Source organism: Auritidibacter sp. NML130574 (genome assembly GCF_003185725.2).
GTDB lineage: Bacteria > Actinomycetota > Actinomycetes > Actinomycetales > Micrococcaceae > Auritidibacter > Auritidibacter ignavus.
Genome location: NZ_CP031746.1, coordinates 2463784 through 2484367 on the forward strand (window position 1 = coordinate 2463784; position 20584 = coordinate 2484367).

18 protein-coding genes and 1 pseudogene are annotated in these 20584 nt (G+C 60.0%); 12 read left to right on the forward strand and 7 right to left on the reverse strand.

Features of this window, described 5'->3' with window-relative positions; all coding sequences use genetic code 11:
- Positions 1–80 precede the first annotated feature (80 nt).
- The 3 genes from DCC27_RS11180 (at position 81) to DCC27_RS11190 (ending at position 1925) form a co-directional block, all read left to right on the forward strand.
- Complete coding sequence (locus tag DCC27_RS11180) at positions 81–971, forward strand: DUF6226 family protein (RefSeq protein WP_110110984.1); 891 nt, start codon at positions 81–83, stop codon at positions 969–971.
- Positions 964–1677 carry a putative RNA methyltransferase gene (locus DCC27_RS11185; RefSeq protein ID WP_110098121.1) on the forward strand — a complete coding sequence of 238 codons (714 nt, stop codon included), beginning with the start codon at positions 964–966 and terminating at the stop codon, positions 1675–1677. The genes DCC27_RS11180 and DCC27_RS11185 overlap by 8 nt, the downstream gene beginning before the upstream one ends.
- 62 nt (positions 1678–1739) lie before the next feature.
- The gene (locus DCC27_RS11190; RefSeq protein ID WP_110101443.1) at positions 1740–1925 is read left to right on the forward strand and encodes a hypothetical protein; all 186 of its coding nucleotides are present in this window, start codon (positions 1740–1742) and stop codon (positions 1923–1925) included.
- 538 nt (positions 1926–2463) lie between these two features.
- On the opposite strand, the gene DCC27_RS11200 is transcribed toward DCC27_RS11190, so the two are convergent.
- Both DCC27_RS11200 and DCC27_RS11205 read right to left on the reverse strand, forming a co-directional pair.
- A complete protein-coding gene (locus tag DCC27_RS11200; RefSeq protein ID WP_110098119.1) occupies positions 2464–2823 on the reverse strand; it encodes a GntR family transcriptional regulator in 360 nt (119 codons plus the stop codon).
- Between the two features lie 8 nt (positions 2824–2831).
- Positions 2832–3854: a hypothetical protein gene (locus tag DCC27_RS11205; RefSeq protein WP_110101445.1), complete on the reverse strand. Its 1023-nt coding sequence runs from the start codon at positions 3852–3854 to the stop codon at positions 2832–2834.
- A 328-nt stretch (positions 3855–4182) separates the two neighbouring features.
- Between DCC27_RS11205 and DCC27_RS11210 the strand changes: the two genes are divergently transcribed.
- Both DCC27_RS11210 and DCC27_RS11215 read left to right on the forward strand, forming a co-directional pair.
- Positions 4183–4758, forward strand: a complete 576-nt coding sequence (locus DCC27_RS11210; RefSeq protein ID WP_110101446.1) for a hypothetical protein — start codon at positions 4183–4185, stop codon at positions 4756–4758.
- 60 nt (positions 4759–4818) lie between these two features.
- Positions 4819–6064: pseudogene (locus tag DCC27_RS11215) on the forward strand (IS256 family transposase).
- Positions 6065–6917: 853 nt separating this feature from the next.
- Here DCC27_RS11215 and DCC27_RS12705 read toward each other — a convergent pair.
- Together DCC27_RS12705 and DCC27_RS11225 are read right to left on the reverse strand one after the other, a co-directional pair.
- The gene (locus DCC27_RS12705) at positions 6918–7040 is read right to left on the reverse strand and encodes a hypothetical protein (RefSeq protein WP_255410749.1); all 123 of its coding nucleotides are present in this window, start codon (positions 7038–7040) and stop codon (positions 6918–6920) included.
- A complete protein-coding gene (locus DCC27_RS11225; RefSeq protein ID WP_110110608.1) occupies positions 7037–7648 on the reverse strand; it encodes a hypothetical protein in 612 nt (203 codons plus the stop codon). Before DCC27_RS11225 ends, DCC27_RS12705 begins: the two co-directional genes overlap by 4 nt.
- 167 nt (positions 7649–7815) lie before the next feature.
- On the opposite strand from DCC27_RS11225, the gene DCC27_RS11230 reads away from it, so the two are divergent.
- From DCC27_RS11230 to DCC27_RS11240, 3 genes are all read left to right on the forward strand, one after another.
- Positions 7816–9018 carry a sensor histidine kinase gene (locus DCC27_RS11230; RefSeq protein WP_148707538.1) on the forward strand — a complete coding sequence of 401 codons (1203 nt, stop codon included), beginning with the start codon at positions 7816–7818 and terminating at the stop codon, positions 9016–9018.
- Positions 9011–9664: a response regulator transcription factor gene (locus tag DCC27_RS11235; protein WP_110110610.1), complete on the forward strand. Its 654-nt coding sequence runs from the start codon at positions 9011–9013 to the stop codon at positions 9662–9664. Before DCC27_RS11230 ends, DCC27_RS11235 begins: the two co-directional genes overlap by 8 nt.
- 192 nt (positions 9665–9856) lie before the next feature.
- The gene (locus DCC27_RS11240; protein WP_110110611.1) at positions 9857–11074 is read left to right on the forward strand and encodes a cation:proton antiporter; all 1218 of its coding nucleotides are present in this window, start codon (positions 9857–9859) and stop codon (positions 11072–11074) included.
- A 518-nt stretch (positions 11075–11592) separates the two neighbouring features.
- Here the strand turns inward: DCC27_RS11240 and DCC27_RS11245 are convergent.
- Entirely contained in the window at positions 11593–12195 is a 603-nt protein-coding gene (locus DCC27_RS11245) for a LysE family translocator (protein WP_110100757.1), read from the reverse strand.
- A gap of 112 nt (positions 12196–12307) precedes the next feature.
- Between DCC27_RS11245 and DCC27_RS11250 the strand changes: the two genes are divergently transcribed.
- Together DCC27_RS11250 and DCC27_RS11255 are read left to right on the forward strand one after the other, a co-directional pair.
- Entirely contained in the window at positions 12308–13717 is a 1410-nt protein-coding gene (locus DCC27_RS11250) for a PLP-dependent aminotransferase family protein (RefSeq protein WP_110110612.1), read from the forward strand.
- A 259-nt stretch (positions 13718–13976) separates the two neighbouring features.
- The gene (locus DCC27_RS11255) at positions 13977–14396 is read left to right on the forward strand and encodes a hypothetical protein (RefSeq protein ID WP_199223153.1); all 420 of its coding nucleotides are present in this window, start codon (positions 13977–13979) and stop codon (positions 14394–14396) included.
- Here DCC27_RS11255 and DCC27_RS11260 read toward each other — a convergent pair.
- The gene (locus DCC27_RS11260) at positions 14393–17950 is read right to left on the reverse strand and encodes a proline dehydrogenase family protein (protein WP_110110613.1); all 3558 of its coding nucleotides are present in this window, start codon (positions 17948–17950) and stop codon (positions 14393–14395) included. The two genes, DCC27_RS11255 and DCC27_RS11260, sit on opposite strands and share 4 nt — an antisense overlap.
- 154 nt (positions 17951–18104) lie before the next feature.
- Between DCC27_RS11260 and DCC27_RS11265 the strand changes: the two genes are divergently transcribed.
- Both DCC27_RS11265 and DCC27_RS11270 read left to right on the forward strand, forming a co-directional pair.
- Positions 18105–19022, forward strand: a complete 918-nt coding sequence (locus tag DCC27_RS11265) for a LysR family transcriptional regulator (protein WP_110110614.1) — start codon at positions 18105–18107, stop codon at positions 19020–19022.
- Between the two features lie 112 nt (positions 19023–19134).
- Entirely contained in the window at positions 19135–19638 is a 504-nt protein-coding gene (locus tag DCC27_RS11270) for a MaoC/PaaZ C-terminal domain-containing protein (protein WP_210403477.1), read from the forward strand.
- A gap of 89 nt (positions 19639–19727) precedes the next feature.
- Here the strand turns inward: DCC27_RS11270 and DCC27_RS11275 are convergent, their stop codons facing one another.
- Positions 19728–20480 carry an SDR family NAD(P)-dependent oxidoreductase gene (locus tag DCC27_RS11275; RefSeq protein WP_110098108.1) on the reverse strand — a complete coding sequence of 251 codons (753 nt, stop codon included), beginning with the start codon at positions 20478–20480 and terminating at the stop codon, positions 19728–19730.
- Positions 20481–20584: the final 104 nt, after the last annotated feature.

Here is a 20584-nt window from a genome sequence, read left to right on the forward strand (position 1 = left end):
CACAATTCGAGTACATCACAATGACTCCGACAAACCGGCGGGGATTCTTGCGGCATGCTGATCAGCAGTACAGTCAAAGCATGGACCAGCGCAGTAGCGGCAGCACCCCATGGTGGGTGCAATCCCACCACAATCCGCCGACTCCTGATGAGCGCAGGCTGCTTGAACGTGTCGAAGAGCTGTTCGCTGCAGAGTCTGCTGGCCTGAGCGAGTGGGACGACCCGCACTATGATCCCTCGGCACCGGGCGAACGCCGGGACGCGAAGGAGGAGGAGTACAGCCAGTGCCTGGATCCACAGAAGTACAGGATCGTGCTGGCCAGGGCCGACGCCTGGACCATGGTGCTCACCGAACTCGGCTGGGCAGAGGCACAGGACACCAGCGGTGCATTCGACACCCCGGATTCACCCATCGAATGGGCACTGTTCCCGTGGTCCTCCCCCGCGTCCGGACATATGGCAGTGCTGCGTCCCCACGCTGAGGGAGCTGTGCCGCTGACGTTCTGGACCGTGGACGCTGCCGAAGACACTGCTGCCAGTGTTTCCATAGGCGCCGGAGACCCCGCTGTCTTTCTCGAGCAGATGCCGGATTGCTGCTGCGATGCCTGCGACTCCGGATCAGAGGACATGTTCCGAGTCATCGATGAAACAGTACTCTCAGTGGTTGGCGGTTCACTCATCGTGGAGCTGAACAAGAAGTGGCTGAGCGTCCAAAGCGGGACGGGCTCCAGCGCTGGCGGCCCAGATTCCCTGTTCCGGCAGACGACATCCTTCCACGCATCCCCGTGGAGCGATTCTTGGGATCCACGTCCTGTGTTCGAGCCCCCTGTGCCCGAACCCATCGGTCCGCCGCGTCGGGGTCCCGGCGTGTCCCGCTTGGCGCGGGACTTCCGCTTTATGCCCCGTCGGTACGCCGCCTACGTGGACGATCAGCCCAGCGGAGCACTGCTGCGGAGGAAAAAGCGTGGCTGAGAGTTCACAGCGGCTGGGCATCCCAGAGCCGATTATGAACGTGCTGCGCTGCCCGCTCTGCGCTCAGTCCCTGGATCAAGGTCCTGCTCGACTGCACTGCCCATCCGGGCACAGCTTCGACCGCGCCAAACAAGGCTATGTCACCCTGCGGCGCGGTGGCCCGACGCCGAAGAATGCTGACACCCCCGCCATGGTCGCCGCCCGGGAGACTCTGCTGGGCAGCGGACTTTACGCGCCGATCCGTGACCGGCTGGCCACCCGCATCACCGCCCGACTGACCGAAGATCAGCCCAGCCCGGATCAGCCCAGCCCGGATCAGCACAGTACGGATCGACACAGCCCGGACCAGCACAACACGGCAGAGCACCATAACGACGCCGCGGCGCCCTTAGTTGCCGACCTCGGCGGCGGGACAGGTTACTACTTAGCCGGGATTCTGGAGTACCACCGACCGGCCTATGGGGTCTGTATTGACCTCTCGGCTGCCGCATTGAAGCGTGCCGCCCGGTGCCATGAGCGCGCAGCGGCTATCGGCAATAACCTGCTGGCAGATCCCCTGCCTTTGGCGAATAATTCTGTCACCGTAGCTACCAGCATCTTTGGACCCCGCAATCTCCCGGAGATCCGGCGCGTGCTGCGGAACAAGGGAGTTTTCGCCGTGGTCACCCCACCAGCGACCACCTGGCAGAACTGGTCGGACCCTTAAGTCTGGTCCAGGTCGATCAGCGCAAAGACGAACGCCTGGCTGCGAGTCTGAGCGACTTCACCATGATCGCTTCTGAGCAGATTTCCTACACCGCATCGGTCAGCCGCGATCAGGCCCGGGCACTGGTGGAGATGGGACCCAGCGCCCACCACATCAGCACCGAGGATCTCGTCTCAGGTCTAGACCGTCTGCCCAAGGATCTCGTCGTGACCGTCTCAGTCAACCTCGGCCTCTACTGCCAGACCTGAGCTGCTGGACCGCTGGGGCGGGTGCGCCGAACATCTCGCGTCCTGTGTTGATCAGTCGGATGACCTCAGCTTCTTTCAGCCCTCCGACACCAGGTACATAGATATAGCGGTGATGCCTATTCCATACTGGGCCCATCGGCGGGGAAATACGTGGACGAAGCTCCGGTGCCAGCAGGTGGTTCACGTGATAGACACCAGAGGGCGTCAGCACCATCACGATCAGGATGTAGAACATCACCCGCAAGGCATTCGACCAAGCTGCCGGCTTTCCTCGCAGTCTCACGCTTCGAGCGGCGCGCAAGGTACTGAGTGCCTGGTCGAAGGTCATGGGCATAAAAGCCACGCTATCGCTTTCTGTCCCGGACGCTAAAGCCAGAGGCATGAGGTCATGTAAGGTCCGCACTCGGCGGAACCACCTGCACCACGGTCTGCACTGCGACCAGCGGGATGCTGCTCCCAGCCGGCCACCGCCGCCTCAACAATCGGTGACCCTCTCCGCCCGGCGGCGTCGTCGGTCACGCGCGGCTTTCACCACAGATCAGTCCGCAGGTCGAAAGCGCTCCCGCACCAGAGCAATAAGGGTCTCTTCACTCAAGCCCAGCTGATTCACCGTGTCCCGGAGCGTATCGATCTGGGTGGTCAGCTCCGCTGTGGACTGCGGTACGTCCGCAACGATCGCTCCGCGACCCCGCCGCATATCCAGCAGGCCCTCTTCGCGCAGATCCTGGTATGCCTTCAGCACGGTATGCAGGTTAACCGTCAGGGAGGAGGCAACCTCCCGGGCAGAGGGCAGACGATCCCCCGGGGCGAGCCTCCCCTGGGCGATATCTGCCCGGATGGAAGTGGCAATCTGCTCATACAGCGGCACTGGTGAGGAGGTGTCAACCCGCAGAAACATCGCGGCGCCTAGTGTGTCGAGGCTGGGGATTCGCGCTGGAGCAGGGATGCCAGGACATCGGCAGCCTCATCCGCGTCATCGACGGTGACCACCAGTGCGGGCTTGTCGCGACGCTCCACACGCAGCGAGTTACCATCCTGAAGAATGATGCCTCGCGCGCCCGGAGCCATGCGCAGGCCCCATCCGCCGAACTCTGAAAACCCGCTTGTCTCACCGGAGCTGACCGAGGTGATCTCGCTCAGGCCCACATGGACCGACGGCCAGCCCAACGGCACCGAACGGAGCCTGAGCCCTTGGGCGTCGATCTGCATACTGAAACGAGTTGCCGTGAGGACTGCGAAAAGAACGACAATAACGGCCACGCCCATCAGCAGAATGATCCACAACGGCGATTCGGGAGCTATCACCGCCGTAGTGACTACAACCATGCCTGCACTGAGGTACAGCACCCATCGGATAGAACTGGCCATCTGGATCCGGCGAACCCACATCACACTTTCAGTCTCTCCGAGCCCCAGCGAAGCGGCTTTCTCGGTCAACGGCTGCCGCGGCGGGCTTGCGGGAATCAGGAAGACCAGAGCGGCCGAAAGCACGACGGCACCCAATAGGGCGATTGCGGTTATCCCACCCACCGCACCGGCCTCCCGAGCATCGTCCAAGCCACGTTGGATCGCTAGACCTCCGGTCAGCGCGGCTGTGACCAGCAGCGATGTCCCGAGACTGACTCCAGCCATCAAGCGGGCCATGAACGTGGAGGCCCTGCCGGCCCGCACACTGGGAAGTACCAACACGCTGATGAGCACCGGAAGCAACAGGCCAAAGCCCAGGATGGAAGCTGCCATCACCCAGAGTTCGGCAAAGGAGTCCGCTCCCCCGGCACTCCAATGGATCGCCACCGGAGCTGGGAGCTCCGGTCGCCAGAGCGCCAGGAGCAGCAGGCCAACCCCTACTGCCACCGTGGGGAGAACCATGCTGATCACCACAAAGGTGACTGTCTGACGCTTCGCGTCGGCCCGTCCCTGCCTGTTCACCGCAGACCTCCTCTAAGAACTAGTTGTTATATCTCAAATATAACAGTTGATCAGCTCTGTTGTCTTTGACTGTTCTCACTCTCTTCGGGTAACTCAGTGATGGAGCAGGAATCCTCATCGTCTACTTGTCCAGGTCGGGTTCATCGCCTAATCTGGCGGGACCGACCAGCACTGGTGGCTAGGGCTCCGTCGGCGTGACAACGCGTCGAGTCTGGTTCAAGCGCCACGGTACACCGCAGAACAGTTGCGGCGTTGATCTTAAGGGATAGAAACCTTCAGGAGTGGTGTCGGCATCGTTCTGGTGCCCACCTACTTGGAGGCTTGTCCCATGTCTGTTTCATCAACAGGCTCTTCCCCTCATTTCATTCGCTTAGTGTATGCGCTGGCACTCAGCATCGGTGTCAGCTTCGGCGCGATCCTATTCGGCACCTCTGTGCTCATCACTTCTCATGCAGCTGGTGCCGAATTCTCCCTGGCACTTTTGTCTTCCGCGTTCTCCGGTTCCGTACTCACTGGAGCGTGTCTAGCAGTACCGGTAGGCCGACACGCAGACAAGAACGGCATCCGTGGCATCACGGCCTTAGGCGGGGCGCTCGTTGCTTGTGGTTTCCTCGGCTTCTCCCTCAGCACAGCCCCTTGGCAGCTGCTTGCTTCCTGGTGGCTGCTGATTGGACCCGGCAGCACAATGGTGCTCTTCGAACCTGGATTCATCGGTCTTCAACAATGGTTTAACCGCGAAACCCGCAATCGTGCAGCTGGAACCCTCACCTTGATCACCGGTCTCGCCGGACCGATATTCATCCCAACTACAACATTCCTCGTCAACGAGGACGGCTGGAGAGCAGTAGCGTCCTTTAATGTGGTGTACGGCTCCCCGGTGAGAGCGTCATTCATTACAGAGTGACGGTCACCGTGTGATCCTTCGAGTGAACCTACCAAAGCACTCTCGAAAGGACGTTTCACGATGACCGTCACCCCTTCTAGTATCGACCTTCGCGGCCTGTTGGAGGAACAGCTTTTGCAGGCAAGTCCTGACCTGATCCGGGACTTGTTGCAGATGTTCATCAACACCCTGCTCTCAGCCGAGGCTGACGCGGTCTGCGGCGCTGAATATGGGCAGAGCTCTGATGCCCGGCAGAACCGGCGCAACGGCTACCGGCACCGGGGCTTCGACACTCGGGCCGGCACTTTGGATGTGGCGGTACCCAAGCTGCGGCAGGGGACCTACTTCCCCGAGTGGCTGCTGGAACGACACAAACGTGCTGAGCGGGCACTGACCTCGGTGGTGGCCACCTGCTACTTGCTGGGGGGTCTCTACCCGCCGGATGGATAAGCTCGTCGGGTCCCTGGGGATCGAGAGCCTGTCGAAGTCCCAGGTCTGGCAGATGGCCTCTGAACTCGATGAGCAGGTCGAGGCCTTCCGCACCCGACCCTTAGACTCTGGGCCCTACACCTTCGTTGCCGCTGACGCGCTGGTGCTCACAGTCCGTGAGTCCGGCCGTGTGGTCCCGGTGCACGCGATGGTGGCTACCGGCATCAACCGCGATGGCCACCGCGAGATCCTCGGCATCCAGGTCAGCACCGCCGAGGACGGGGCCGGCTGGCTGTCCTTCTTCCGCGACCTGACCGCCCGGGGCCTTAGTGGAGTGAAGCTGGTGACCTCTGATGCCCACGCTGGGTTGAAGGCCGCGATCGCTGCGACCTTACCCGGTGCAGCCTGGCAGCGGTGCCGGACACACTATGCGGCCAACCTGATGGCCACTACCCCCAAGGCCTCCTGGCCCTGGGTGAAGACTCTGCTGCACAGCATCTATGACCAGCCCGATGCCCAGGAAGTACACGCCCAGTTCGACCGTGTCGTCGAGGCCCTGGACCATAAACACCCCAAGGTCGCCGACCACCTGGCCGGGGCCCGCGAAGACATCCTGACCTTCACTAGCTTCCCCAAAGAGGCCTGGCGCAAGATCTGGTCAAATAATCCCAACGAGCGGCTGAACAAGGAGATCCGCCGCCGCACCGATGTGGTCGGGATCTTCCCTAACCGCGAGGCCATCATCCGCCTAGTCGGGGCCGTGCTGGCCGAGCAGCACGATGAATGGGCCGAAGGCCGCCGATACATGAACCTCGAGGTCCTCCAACACGCCCAACAGCTCGGCACCGACACCACCGAGGAGGTGCCACCACAGACCATCGAAGCCCTCGCCGCATAACCCAGAATTACACGCTTGAAGGATCACCCCTCATACACCACACCACCGGACTTGACTCAACAGAAGCGTAATGATGATAGCTGTGCCAGGTGGGAACCGTCCGGGTGGGGCATTCATAGCATTCCTTTGCAAGATGTCTAGGTGTCTTAAAGGTAGCAAAACTGCTAAACACGTGTGTTTGTTTCCGGGCTCGAATTGGACGATGAGGCGCTACGTTTGCACCCACCCACGACATCGTATGAAAAGTTGCGTATGCACAACCGAATGCTTGCTGACAATGACGCGTTGATGTACCACCAGGCGCTTTTCGTCCGAGGGCGCCATGCTCAGCCCGCTCTGAAAAGCTCAGGGCTTTCCGGCAATGCCCGTCATGGTGCACGTCCCAACCGCCGAATTCTGCACCCTTAGGCCCTCGCCGGTTGGGTTCTGCGGACGTGTGTGGGACAACGTGCGCAGATCTAACGCAACGGCTAGATATTCGCGTAGCAACTCTATCTGTCATCCGTGCAGGTGAAGTCGCGTCTGGTCGAAGAGGGCGACTGTGGCGCCAGCAAGCTCGAAACGCAGGACGTCAGATACGGAGTTCCGATTGAAGGAGTCGTTACTTTGATAAACCCGCTTAGTAGCACCAGCGCCACCGTAGCTCGTCATGATGACGTTGGCCATCTGCAACTCGGTGTGAGTCGGGTACAACATCCAGTTGTATCCACCTGCTGTTGCGCCCCAAGGTAAAAGGCTCAGCTACGTAAGATGGGCAACAAGAAGCACCCCCGTTGATGGCGGGAGAAATTCTCATGGTTGGTGGCTCCGGGCGTGACATCGGGATGGTGCGGGCGGTCACGCGACGAGTGGTTCAGTCGTCTTTACGAATGTAGTAGACGACGATACTGATGATGACGACGAGGAGGATGGCCGCGAAGGGACCGGCGTCGAAGGACCAAGGACCGATCCCGACGCTGTTGTTTGCTGTGATCATGCGTTCTCCTTGGTTCGAGTGTCGGGTTCTTCTGGGACGTATCGTGATTTGAAGATCGTGGTGTAGACGGGGCCGGTGAGTAGCCAAGCGATGTTGATGAGGGTGAGTCGCGCCACCCAGGCCCACAGCTCGTCAGTCCAGAATTCCTCCATCGTCGAAGGCCACGACCAGCCGGAGAACGCCTTCATGATCAGCAAGGCGGGCACGGCGATGGCCCAGGCCGTCAGCACACGCAGCCAGTCTTGCCACTCGTGCCGGACCTTGGCGGGCCCTGTCCGTGGTGGACGTGATGGTCTGGGACCATCGGCGAATCGATAAGCGAACCATGCATCCGCTCTTTTGATGATGTAGTGCCCGAAACCGACGCTGAAGCCCAGGTAGGCCCCGGCAAGCCCGTGGACGAAGGTGGGCTCGGAACCACGGGAGAGATCCAGGCTCACCAGGATGATCAGCACCAGATCGGCCAGTGGCACGCTGAGCAGCAGGGCCGTGCTGGTCCGTTTCAGCTTGAGCGCGTAGCGAGCGAGCAGTCCGAGCACGAGCAGAACCCAGAACGCGATCTCGGCGCCGATGATGGCGACCACTATCCAGCTCCCAGAGAAATCCATGTCTCAACCTTGTCGCATCCGCGCTGTGTCATCATCGACCAGATGACGGCACTTCGCAGGCTGTGCGTCACCCGTTTGGGCTACGCAGGATGGTGCTTGCGTGAGACCCATCATCGGGTTGAAATAGAAGCAAGGGCGTGGACGATCGCGGGTCGCGAGGTGATGGTATGACTGGGACAGGGTCGATCCCGTCGCTACGTCATACGTGGATCACCATCGGGTATGTCGTGGTCGCGATTGGCTTCTGCTTCGTGCCGGGCGCGGGGATCGAGTGGTTCGCGACACCCCGCTCACAGGTCCTGATCGGTAGCATCGCTACCGCGATCGCCCTCGGCATTGTGCATCTGTTCCGGCAAAAGTGGCCCACCGTGGTCGTCGTAGCAGGGCTGGCAGTAATGACCGCTGAGGGCCTCACAACCGGGACCACTTCGGTTGGGGCGATCCTGATCGAGTGTGATGCCCTTTATAGCTTGGTCATTGCCCGACCAACGACGCGGTCCCGGAGACTACTGCCGATGATCGCCGCGGTCTGCTTGTCCAGTGCCGTCGGTGGACTGCTTCTAGCGAACCTCCTCGCGGAGCCATTGTTGCAGATGACTACCTTGCTACTGGCGGTCGGGGTTACTCTGTGGTGGGGTATCACCGTACGAGCACCGATGACCCGGGCCGAGGAAGAACGTGAACGCGCCACTCTCATCGCTGACGCCGTCGCGGCCAAACAACGAGAGGCGCTGGTCGCTGAGCGACTGCAGATCAGTCGCGAACTGCACGACACCATTTCCGGGCACCTGTCTGCCATCACAATCCAGGCAGCTGGGGCCCCGGCGACCACAACACCGCCCACAGCCGAGGAACTGACCGAGCGCCTCGAGCGAGTCCGGGCTCTCAGTCTGGACGCGATGGGCGACATGCGAACCCTGATCGACGTGCTCCGGACCGACACGCCCTCATCCCTCGCGCTCGCCCAGAACTGGTCATCGGTGGACTCGCTCATTGCAGGTGCGCGAGAATCCGGCACATCTATCACCCTGACCGGCGACGACCCCGCGACGATCAACCTGGACCCGCTCGTCTCGGTCACCGCCTATTACGTCCTCCGCGAGGCACTCGTTAACGCCGAAAAACACGCCCCGGGCAGCGATGTGACCATCGATATCCGACACGAGGACGAGGTCCTCGCTATGACCATCACGAACGGACAACACCAGCCTGGGCACGTCGGAGCGATGCCGTCCGGATACGGCTTGATCGGATTGGCCGAACGTGTCCGCCTCTGCAACGGAGAGCTCGACATCGACCGCTCCAACCACACCTGGACCTTGCGGGTCTGTCTGCCGCTGAGAACCGGACGGGAGTCACAGCATGCCTAGACTCGTGATCGTCGATGACCACGCCGCCGTGCGGGCGGGCGTTACAGCCATCCTCACGGCCGATTCGGAAATTGAGGTCCTTGGCGAAGCAGCGACCGGCCACGAAACGATCGAGGCCATCCAAAGCCTGAAGCCGGACGTGGTCGTCCTCGACCTGCAGCTACCTGACCGCGACGGCATTGACATCTGTCGCGAGATCACCGCAACGACCGCCACTCGCGTGTTGATCCTTACTGCCTATGAGATCACCGACAATATTACCGCAGCTCTGGATGCCGGAGCGACCGGGTTCCTCGCCAAGACGGCCGAGCCACAGCAGATGATCGACGCTGTGCACGCTGTCGCAGCAGGGCAGGCGTATCTCACCCCGTCGGTCACCCGGCACGTCATCGCACAGGCGACAGGCAAACACACCTCAGCACATCGAACCAGGGCTGCCGCGCCGGAGCTGACCGACCGCGAGCGGCAAGTCCTGCAACTGGTCGCTGAAGGTCTGACCAACAAGCAAATCGCTCAGCGACTTGTGATCTCCCCAGCCACTGCGAAAACGCACCTGGCGCGCATCATGCAGAAACTGGGAGTATCCACCCGCACGCAAGCGGCCATGCTTGTTCGAGCAGGAAACTCACTGGATAACGGAGTGTGAGGCTAGGGCTGTTCCGTCATCAGACGGCCGTGGTCGGGTCGAACGAGAGATCATCGATCAGAAGGAACTCTCAGAGGCCTCTTCGGCGTGATAAAGGAACAGGGTGTGAGCGTGACAGCGCCCGTTGACTTGCTCAGCTGGGCAGATCTGCAACTCTTGATAGCATAAAACCCGTTCTAGAGAGGGGGTCTCATGGAGGGTGCGCAGTTATTGGCTGACAACCTGCTGTCCATGTGGTGGATTGCGATCGTCGCTGTACTCGCTCCCATTCTCGCGTTGGTGACGAGACGCGTTGTACCGGATGTCGTGTGGTTGCTCGTGTTCGGGATTATTATCGGCCCGAACACGCTCGGTTTAGCTGAAAGCACTGAAGCCGTGGAATTTCTCCGCGAACTCGGTATGGGATTTCTGTTCTTGCTGGCCGGTTTTGAGGTCAATGCATCTGAGATGCGTGGCCGGCAGGGTCGGCATGCCGCCCTGACATGGTTTATTTGCGCGCTTCTTGGTGCTGGGGCTGGGTTCCTGTTGCTCCAAGATGGGTGGCAACTCGCTGTGGTGTTTGGCATTGCCTCCACATCAACTGCGCTGGGTACCCTGCTGCCGATCCTCAAAGACTCGGGAGCCCTTCAGTCACCGTTAGGGCGTGCCACTATGGTTCACGGAGCCTACGGAGAGCTGTTGCCCATCGTGGCCATGTCTTTACTGTTGTCTACCCGGGGTACCTGGCAAGCAACGGTCGTGCTCATCCTCTTCAGCCTCGTTGCCATGATCACCGTGGCGGTCCCGGCTCGCATTTTCCGCAAGCTTCCACGCCTGGGGCGGGCCTTCGGGGACGCCTCCGATTCAACAATGCAAACCACTCTGCGCATCACCGTGTGGGTGCTGATCACGCTGATGCTCCTCACCGCACTGCTAGAACTCGATGTGGCACTTGGTGCGTTCTCCGCCGGTCTGCTACTCAACGCAGCGCTCAGCGCTACGTCTCCCGCTCATGCCGACGAGGTGATGCACAAGATCGAAGTCGTCGGGTTCAGCTTGTTGATTCCCGTCTTTTTTGTCACCAGCGGTATGTCGATCGATTTGGGTGCAGTTCTCAGCCAGTGGCCTCTGCTTTTAGGTTTCGTCGTGGTCATTGCTGTGGTCCGCGGGCTACCGGTCTTTGTGCGTGAGCAGTTCACCACGACGCATTCAGGGCTGAAAACCGTGCAAGAGCGCATCGGGCTGGCATTCTATTCAGCGACCGGCCTACCCATCATCGTTGCTGTTACCCAAATTGCAGTTTCGTCAGGTCTCATCTCCACGACCTTGGCCTCGATCATGGTGACTGGAGGTGCGGTAACAGTTCTCATCTTCCCGTTTATTGCCTCCCGGATCACGGCAACCGGCCTTACCGTTAACGAGAGTAAATAAGTCATCGGGGGAGAACGCTTGCCCACGGGGTTGGTGTGGCGAAGCCCAGTTCGTTGGCCATCTCGTGCGATGCGACTGTGGTCCTCTGAATGCTTGTCACTCTACTCAGTAGGCCAGAAGCGACGATGAAATGGATCATTCTTCTTCGAAATAACGTCTTGAGGTTTCTACTTTAGAGTTCCTGAATTCTTTCATGGGTCGACCGGATTGTGCCTGGAATGCTGAGCGTTACATTGTTGCTTGTGAACACGATATCGACAAATAACGTTTTCAAAGGAAAATGTTGGTGTTCTCAAGTGCTATGCGGGTAACGGCGGAGGTAATGACTCGTCCAGGCGTGAGCTGAGAATGACTCATGGTGTAGTTCGTGTGTGTGATTCCCAGTTCTGCGCGTGAGACCTGCGAGTTCCCCATGTGCCGATTCTAAACCCGCTTGTTCTGTCGTCCCGAACGTGCGATGCATTGTCTCGTCGCCGGATAGAGCATGGCAGATGAGCCTATCGCCGCAGGGCACACGGCTAAAGCGAGGCTGTGAGCATCGGGTATAAAGTGGTCACCAGCAAAATCGCCATGACAATGTTGAAGGCTCGGCGCGTGCGGGGCTGTCCGAGCCAATCCCGCAGCTGAGCGCCGAACAGCGCCCAAATCGCCACGCTGGGCGCATTGACCAGGGCATACACCGTGGCGATGAGGCATACCTGCAGAAGATCGATCGAAGCGGGCAGGTAATTGGCCGAAGCACTCACTGCCATGACCCATGCTTTTGGGTTAACCCATTGGAAGGCGGCAGCGCCCAGGAAGGTCATCGGTCGCCTCTGCGAGTTCTCGCTGGTAGGGGAGGGAGCTGTGGCGATTTGCCAAGCGAGCCACAACAGATAGGCCGCGCCAACGAGACGGACGAGCGTGTATAGCGCGGGGAACGTGGTGAACAGCTGGGCAAAACCCAGTGCCACAGAGAACACCAGCACAAAGAAGCCGGTGCTGATCCCGGCTAAGTGGGGCAGCGTTCGTCTCAAGCCGAAATTTACCCCGGAGGCCAGCAACATCAGGTTGTTCGGTCCCGGTGTAATGGAGGTGACCAAAGCGTATCCGGCCAGAGCGAGCAGAGTGTCGACGCTCATGCCGAATCCGACCGGGAGTGGAAAACGTCTCGTGGTTTTGTGGTGTTCATTCCCATAGCATGACACTTATGGGAATACGGTGCAGGTGTCATAGGACACTAAAGGAGCTCGTGTGAAGACACAATCGTCGTGGCATGCGTGGGTCGAGGAGGGCACTGCGACGCTGTACGAGCGTCTCGCAGCTGCGATCGAAGCTGATATTAGGAACGGGCTGCTTCCTCCCGGCACCCGACTGCCGGCGCATCGCCAGCTTGCCCAACAATTACAGATAGCAGTAGGCACAGTCACACGCGCCTATTTGCATCTGGAACAGCAGGGTTTGGTTCAGGGCCAGCACGGTCGTGGTACGTTCGTCGCTACATCAGATCAGCCCGGTGCGCCGGCACTCAGTGGGGGATCCAGTGCGTCCGGCGGGGCGGTAGAGTTGCTTGACTTATCCCTGAATGTGCCACCACCGTTGATCGCTGCGGAAAAACTTGCCACGACATTGGCGCAACTGTCGGATGCGTTTTTGGCCGCCGATTTTTCCAATTACGCAGATGCCTCTGGGGTACCACGGCACCGCCAGACCCTTGCTGGATGGTTGTCTGGGCAGGGAGTTCAGGTCGACGTTGAGCGTGTGCTAATCACCCACGGGGCCCAACATGCACTTGCCGTTGCTTTTGCTGCCACGGCGCCAACTCGGGGAACTGTCTACACCGAACCCCACACTTATGGGGGTGCCCTATCCGCAGTGCGTCAAGCACTCCGACAACTCGTTGCCGTACCTGTTGACGAAGAGGGAATGATCCCTGAGGCCTTAGCCGAAGACCTACAAGGTGCTAACCCTGAAGAGTCGGCAATTGTTTATCTCACTCCAACTCTCCACAATCCCTATGGCATCAGCATGCCACAGCATCGTCGGCGCGAGATTATCGCCGTCTGTCGCCACCACGATGCAACCATCATCGAAGACGATGTCTACTCTACTTTTCGGACGCCCCACACAACCCCGCTGGTCGCACTCGCTCCCGAACGAACCTGGTATATCAATGGCTTTTCAAAGTGCATGGGTCCCGGTTTGCGAGTAGGTGTGCTTATCGCGCCGGCCCAGCAACTACAACGCGCGGCAACGATTCTGCAAGCTACGGCGCTGGCAGTCAGCCCGATCATGGCTGAACTGGCTACACGCTGGATCCAGGATGGAACCGCACGTGATGTCGCTACGGCGTTGCGCGCTGAATCCCAGGAGCGACTTACGCTCGCCGATACCATTCTCGGTGACTACCTCGCGCGTCGTCCTGCCGGCGGTTTCCACCTGTGGCTTCCGCTCCCACGACAGCGCGCCGAGGAAGTCGCTCACCACATCGCGCGTGCCGGGGTGTTAGTCACTCCGCCCGCATCTGTGCTGACCGACCCAGCCGGTCAATCCGCGGGCCTGCGCCTGTGCATTGGCCGTCCCACGCTTCACGAACTCGACCGTGGTTTGCGCAAGTTGCGACGCATCCTTGCCGGACCAGCGCAGCTCGCACCGCCCAGCTGATGCTGTCGATACTGGTGACCCAGTGGATGAAGGGCCGTTACTTGACCTGCTCAATGTTGCCGTTTTCGAGGTCGTATCCCGTCACCGTGAGATTGCTGGCCTGGTGCAACGAGTGATCGATGCGCGGGGGATTACCGCTCATGCCCTGGGCGGACGACGCTTGAGCGAGCCGGTATGACCGAAGCAGTCGTCTACAGTTCTCGCCCAGACAAGCTAGACCACAAAGACAACACCATGTTGTGAAACAAGGCGGCGATTGATGACGATGAGCTTGCGGTCATTCACGCGAGAAATTCATGTCCCGCTTGAGCTGGTACGCGCAGCGACGTATGGCCCCAGTGGCGTCGCCGAACCCAAAGGTTTCCGTGCCCCGGGACTGAATACGCTCGGGAAGAAAGTCTCGGCAACGTATCGACTCGACGGGGAACAGTACTACTGGAATGTCACCGGAGCATCGGATGTGGTGGTCATCGAGATTGACCCGGAATTTAAATACAGCCGTCTGATTCTCTCGGTGGACGACCCGGTCGGCTGGGAACGAAAAATCAATAACGCGGTGGGAAACCCAACCCCGGGATCACTGGCGTTCAGAGCGCAGGAACGCGGTGCGCCTGTTTTTTCTGACTGTTCAGGCCAGAAAAAACAGGCGAACCGCCGTGCGAACCCGAATGTTCCTTAACCCTTGAGCTCGTTTGCCAATTGGTGGAACAACTTAGACGCGTTGCCGAACCGGTGCAAGGTCATCGAAATCGACTGTTCCTTGACCCAGTACCGCAGTTCCACTCGACCCGAGTGCGTTACAGGATCATCGAGCAGAGCCACCACTGGACGGTCGGCTACCTTCTCGCGGACCTTCGAGGCGATCTCACCGAGATGCCGAACCCGAGTCCCAACACCGAAGTCGTACTCGCCGCAGGCCAGCTTCTTCGCGAACTCCGTGTCCTTTTCCTTCGCCGGCTTGACGTTGAACTGCTTGGCCACGGTCTTCAGTGCTTTCACCGCACGCTGATCGGCGTCGGGGTGATATGACATCACAGGGGTGACCTCGGCAGTTGCTGCCGCCAACAGGACGCGGACTACGTCGTGGCTGGTTGCCCCAGGAGCCAGGCGAAGAACCACATCAGCACGGCGATAGCGGAAGATATTGGCTTCTGAGGACAAGCCGGTGGGATCCTGAGCGACACCGAATTCTCGGTCCCACCACACCGCGTCATCAGTGGCCGCAACCTTGAGTGCTTCCAGCTCGGTATCAGACACCAACGATTTGGCCTCGGCCGTCTCCAACAAGTCCTGAACGGCCTCGTTGGCCGTGCGGGGTGTCGACACCTTGGTGGTGTCTACGGCGTCGTTCCAGGTACCAAACAGCATCACGTAGTTCGGCCCACCGGCCTTAGAACCCAGCCCCACGGAGGAAGCCTTCCAACCGCCGAAGGGCTGGCGGCGCACGATCGCGCCGGTGATCCCGCGGTTGACGTAGGCGTTGCCGACGTGGACGTGGTCCAGCCATTCGGCAACCTCGTCGGTGTCCAAGGAATGGATGCCACCGGTGAGACCGAACTCGGTCTGGTTCTGATACTCGATCGCGGTCTTTAGGTCCTTGGCCTCCATCAGGCCCAGAACGGGCCCGAACACCTCGGTGAGGTGGAAGAAGCTACCGGGCTTGACTCCGGTTTTGATCCCGGGACTCCACAATCGGCCGGTGTCGTCGAGTTGTTGCGGCTTCAAAAGCCACTGTTCGCCGGGCTCCAGGGTGGTCAACGCGCGGGTGAGTTTCTCGGTCGGCAATTCGGTCAACGGGCCGACGGTTGCCGACAGGTTCTGTGGCCAGTCCACCACCATCGATTTCGCGGCGTCCACCAACTGGCGACGGAACCGCTCGGACTCGTAAACGCTACCTACGAGAATACCCAGGGAGGCAGCCGAGCATTTCTGACCGGCGTGACCGAAAGCCGAGGCCACCAGATCCGCCACCGCTAGGTCGCGGTCGGCCGAAGGAGTGATCACCAGCGCGTCCTTACCGGAGGTCTCAGCATTGATGTTGAGCTCGGGCTTCCAGGAGCGGAACAGTGCGGCCGTATCGGAGGCGCCGGTGAGAATAATCCGGTCCACACCCTGGTGAGAAATCAGCTTCTTGCCGGCATCGCCTTCATCAGGGTAGATTCCGTGCAACACCTCCCGTGGTACTCCGGCATCCCACAGGCATTCCAGCAACGCCATCGAACAGTGCGGTGTGGGGGTCGATGGTTTGTGAATTACCGCGGCACCGGCGGCCAGCGCGGCAGCTGTACCACCGGTGGGGATGGCCAACGGGAAGTTCCACGGCGGGGTGATCATCACCAGTTTGTCCGGGGTAAATTCGGCGTGCTCGACCTGTTCGAGAGCCAACGCGCTGTGTGCGTAGTACCGCAAAAAGTCGATGGCTTCAGAGATTTCCGGGTCAGACTGTGCCACGGACTTACCCACCTCGGCGGCTGCCACTGCGGCGAGGTGTCCTCGGCGGGAGGCCATGATATCTGCGGCCCGGTAAAGAATCGTGGCCCGCTCGGTAGCGGGGCGGGCGGCCCACTGCTGGCCAGCAGCGCGCGCATTGGTCACCAAAGCGTCAACGTCTTCGGTGGAGACTGTCTCCGGTACCGACTGTTGTTTCAGCCACTCGGGGGTGGCCCGTTCGATGACCTGTTCGGCCCAACGCTGGTTGGGTTCCAACGACGGGTTGGTGTCGGGCTCATTGCGAAACTCGGGGACACCTTCGGAGTACTCGCCGGGCTGGTGGGACTCTTCGGCGAGCCGATCCTGTTGGTGGTTGGGCCCGGGAGCAACGGTACCCTCCGCGACGAGGATGGCTCCCAGCGATTCCACCGCGCTGCGGAACCGGGATTCTTCGCGACGGAAGATCTCGCTACCCTCGCCTTTCTTGTCCACCGAAAGGTCAAAGATGCCCGACATGAAGTTCTCGCTGGAGGCGTTTTCCTCCAGACGACGCACCAGGTAGGAGACCGCGACATCGAACTCTTCGGGACGGACCGCCGGGACGTAGAGCAAGAGCTGGCCGACATCGTCGCGAACGGTGTGCTGCTGTTCGGCGGCCATACCCTGTAGCATCTCGAATTCCAGGCGGTCGGTTACCCCGCGCTCGCGACCCAGCAGGTGGGCGAAGGCGATGTCAAACAGGTTCTGACCGGCCACGCCCAGGCGGACACCGCGCATCCGCTCTTGGGTGAGCAACCAGTACAGCACGCGCTTGTAGTTGGCGTCGGTGGCTTCTTTGGACTCACAGGTGGCCAGGGGCCAGTCCTGAATATCGGCGTGCACCGTTTCCATGGCCAGGTTCGCGCCTTTGACCAAGCGGATCTTAATACCCGCACCGCCGTTGTTCACTCGGTCATTGGCGAACTCGGCCAGTTCCTGGACTGCGCCTAAGGCATCGGGCAAATAGGCCTGGATGACGATTCCGGCCTCGTAGTTCTTCAGCTCTGGCTTGGACAGCAAGCGCTTGAACACTGCGATGGTTAACCGCAGGTCCTGGTACTCCTCCATGTCCATGTTGATGAACTTGGTGCCAGCCGGTGCTTTGGCTGCCTCAAGGTAGAGGTCGGTGACCCGGTTGACCACGTAGTCAACGGTCTCTTCGTAGCCCCACATCGAAATCTGGCTGGCAATCGAAGAGGCTTTGATCGAGACGTAGTCCACGTCATCGCGACGCAACAACCGCACGGTGTCTTCGAGGTGCTTGGTGGCTTCGTCTTCACCTAGCACCGCTTCACCGAGCAGGTTGATGTTGAGTCGGTTGCCCTGCTTTTTAATTTCTTTAACGGCCTTGCCGAACTGTTTATCGCGCGCATCGACCACCATGTGGCCCACCATCGACCGCATCCGCCGACGCGCCACCGGCACCACGATATCCGGCATCAAACGTCCCAGAGCAGAGCCAGCTTTAATCTGCGCACGATCGAGCGCATCCAGAGTATCGGGAGCGATGTCGCCTAGCTCGTTCAGTGCCTTCGCGGCTGCCTTGGTATCTTCGGTGCGGATCACGCGGTCTACAAAGCCCACGGTAAAGTCTAGGCCCGTGGGGTGAGCAAGGACCTGAGAGAGTAGTTTGGCCGAGCTATGAGGTTTGACCCCGGATTCTTGGGTCTTCTGCAACCAGGTTCTGACCTTCTGCACGGCCTCATCGGCCAATCGGCGGAGCTCTTGCTGCACGCCCTGTTCGGTGGAAGTGATTTCGCTCATCAGCTTCGTCCTCTCCTGACGTTGGACGACCCGGTATTCAGTAGTGTGTTGTGGGTCTCGTAGACATCGTAAGCAGTAGCTTTTTATCCTTCGTTAAAATCGAATGAAATCCTCCGACTCCATCGGAAGACGCTGAAAGACGGGGAGGGGTACCGTGCTGAATCTGCATCGACTCCAGCTATTTCATGAGTTCCGCTTGCGTGGCACGATCTCAGCGGTGGCCACCTCGTTGGGGTACAGTCCCTCCACGGTGTCCCAACAGCTGACACTGTTAGAGGATGAAGTTGGGGTGGCCCTGTTTCACCGAGGCGGACGTACGCTACGGCTCACGACGGCAGGTCTTCGTCTGGCTGAACATGCTCAGACGATGCTGGATCTGCAAGAAGAGGCCTTGCGCTCGCTGACATCTGCTGAACCGGAAGTCGGTGGCCTGCTGAGACTGTCGGTTTTTCAGACCGTTGCTCTCACGTTGGTCCCGGTCGCGCTGAGTCAGTTGCGCGCCCAACACCCGGAACTGCGGGTGGAGATTGTGCAGGCACCACCGGAGCGGGCCTTATTTGATCTGCAGGCTCGACGCCATGACTTGGTGGTGGCAGAGCAATATCCGGGGATGAGCAGGCCGAGGCAAGCTGAGTTTGACATTGAACCGTTGGGAACCGATTCCCTGCGTCTGGTGGTCCCCCAACAGCTATCCGGGATAGACGCCGAAGACCTGGATGCCTATCCCTGGGTGATGGAGCCGGCTGGAACCGTAGCGCGAGAATGGTCCTTACAACAATGTCGGGCCCTGGGTTTCGAACCAGACGTTCGGTTCACCACGGACGATCTCGCCGCCCAGCTGAGATTGATCAGTGCCGGGCTGGCTGTTGGGATTCTGCCGGAGCTCTTCCTGGCTGGCCATCGACTCGACAGCGTGGCGCTCAGGCCATTGCCGCAGAACCCAGAGCGCAGTATCTTTACCACGGCTCGCCGTTCTTCGGTACAGGCGCCAGCGGTTCACGCCTGCCGGCAGAGTCTGGCGGAGGCGTTTAAACAATTCTCTCGTAAAAGCTGGCGTCACGATTCGCCGTGACGTTGTCTGATGGGGCACCTCTGGGTGACGATAGCTTCCCCGAGAGCCCGGGTCTCCGTACAGTGGGGGGAACAACTATTGTGATAGGGAGCACTCACGGAAGGAATTGCGGATGTCTGCTCAGATGCCACCGGTGGTGAACGAAAACGGATTATGGTTTGAGGACCTCTACGAGGGCTACACCTTCACGACCGGCAGCCACGAGGTGACTGTGGAAGACATCATTGCCTTCGCACAGCGATTCGACCCGCAACCGTTTCATACCGATGCAGATGCGGCCACAGCAAGCCTTTTCGGCACGCTGGTGGCCTCCGGGTGGCATACCGCCGCGATGAGCATGCGCCTGGTGATCGACTCTTTTCCTGTTGCCACCGGTGTGATCGGGGGACAAGGCGAGATAGCCTGGCCCTCTGCAACATTGCCGGGAGACATCCTGCGCGCAGAGTGCGTGGTGGAATCACTGCGGGACCCCGGCCCTGAGTCCCCGCGAGCCTCCGGCTGGGTGAAGAATACGACCACGAATCAACACGGTGACATCCGGTACATCTCACGGCTCAAAGCCGTGCTGTGGAAGGATCCGGCACGACGTGAGATGTCCATGTCTGGGCACGAGTGAAACGAGATGGAGATACACTCGTGGCCCAGCCGAACCAGTGGTTCGTGCCGGGCCACGAAAGTGTGAGCTCGCTGTTAGTCTCGAAAGGATTAGACAGCGGTGTACCCACCATCAACGAGGTGGTAGCTACCGTGGATGAAGCTTGCTTCGTCGCTGAGCAGGAAGGCGGCTACATCGGCAACTTCCTGGGCGCGACCCAGCCGGCCTAGCAAGTGCTTATCGGCCAACGACTGCTGAGTCTCGTCGTCGAGGTGCTTCTCGATCAAAGCGGTCAGGATGTAGCCGGGACCTAGGGCGTTGATGCGCAAGCCCTGCTCGCCGTATTCCGCAGCGGCGGTCTTGGTCAAACCGACCACGCCGTGCTTGGCGGTGACATAAGCGGCTGCGTGGGGGAATCCGACCGACCCCAGAATGGAGGCCAGGTTGACGATTCCGGACGCAGCGGGATTCTTGAGCAACTCAGGGATCTGGTACTTCATGCCGTAGAAGACACCGTTGAGGTTGACGTCGATGACCTTCTTCCAGTCATCGAGCTCCACGTCAGCGACCGGGACCGGATCGCCACTGATACCGGCGTTATTCACCGCGTAATTCAGTCCACCGAAGGCATCTACCGCAGCCTGGACCGAAGCCTTCGCATCTTCCGGGACAGCAGCGTTGGCTTCAACAGCCTTGGCTTCACCGCCGGCTTCGATGATCTCGTTGGCTACTTTTTCTGCGTTCTCGAGGTTGATATCGGAAACCACGATCTTCAGACCGTGCTTGGCCAGGGTCTTACTGATGGCTTCACCGATTCCGGCGCCACCACCGGTGACGAGTGCGACCTCACCTGTGAAATTCATGGTTCAAACTCCTTCTGCCCAGCAGGGGCGTGGTGTTATTAGTGTGTTAGACATCAACACTAATCTTGACGCGGTTAAAACACCCGGCCCGGTTTTCTGCGAAT

What these genes read in the sequence shown, in the direction of transcription:
- DCC27_RS11180 (WP_110110984.1), top strand. Translation starts at nt 81, where the DNA reads ATGGACCAGCGCAGTAGCGGCAGCACCCCATGGTGGGTGCAATCCCAC.
- DCC27_RS11190 (WP_110101443.1), top strand. Translation starts at nt 1,740, where the DNA reads ATGATCGCTTCTGAGCAGATTTCCTACACCGCATCGGTCAGCCGCGAT.
- DCC27_RS11200 (WP_110098119.1), bottom strand. Translation starts at nt 2,823, where the DNA reads ATGTTTCTGCGGGTTGACACCTCCTCACCAGTGCCGCTGTATGAGCAG.
- DCC27_RS11210 (WP_110101446.1), top strand. Translation starts at nt 4,183, where the DNA reads ATGTCTGTTTCATCAACAGGCTCTTCCCCTCATTTCATTCGCTTAGTG.
- DCC27_RS12705 (WP_255410749.1), bottom strand. Translation starts at nt 7,040, where the DNA reads ATGATCACAGCAAACAACAGCGTCGGGATCGGTCCTTGGTCCTTCGAC.
- DCC27_RS11225 (WP_110110608.1), bottom strand. Translation starts at nt 7,648, where the DNA reads ATGGATTTCTCTGGGAGCTGGATAGTGGTCGCCATCATCGGCGCCGAG.
- DCC27_RS11230 (WP_148707538.1), top strand. Translation starts at nt 7,816, where the DNA reads ATGACTGGGACAGGGTCGATCCCGTCGCTACGTCATACGTGGATCACC.
- DCC27_RS11235 (WP_110110610.1), top strand. Translation starts at nt 9,011, where the DNA reads ATGCCTAGACTCGTGATCGTCGATGACCACGCCGCCGTGCGGGCGGGC.
- DCC27_RS11240 (WP_110110611.1), top strand. Translation starts at nt 9,857, where the DNA reads ATGGAGGGTGCGCAGTTATTGGCTGACAACCTGCTGTCCATGTGGTGG.
- DCC27_RS11245 (WP_110100757.1), bottom strand. Translation starts at nt 12,195, where the DNA reads ATGAGCGTCGACACTCTGCTCGCTCTGGCCGGATACGCTTTGGTCACC.
- DCC27_RS11255 (WP_199223153.1), top strand. Translation starts at nt 13,977, where the DNA reads ATGACGATGAGCTTGCGGTCATTCACGCGAGAAATTCATGTCCCGCTT.
- DCC27_RS11260 (WP_110110613.1), bottom strand. Translation starts at nt 17,950, where the DNA reads ATGAGCGAAATCACTTCCACCGAACAGGGCGTGCAGCAAGAGCTCCGC.
- DCC27_RS11270 (WP_210403477.1), top strand. Translation starts at nt 19,135, where the DNA reads ATGTCTGCTCAGATGCCACCGGTGGTGAACGAAAACGGATTATGGTTT.
- DCC27_RS11275 (WP_110098108.1), bottom strand. Translation starts at nt 20,480, where the DNA reads ATGAATTTCACAGGTGAGGTCGCACTCGTCACCGGTGGTGGCGCCGGA.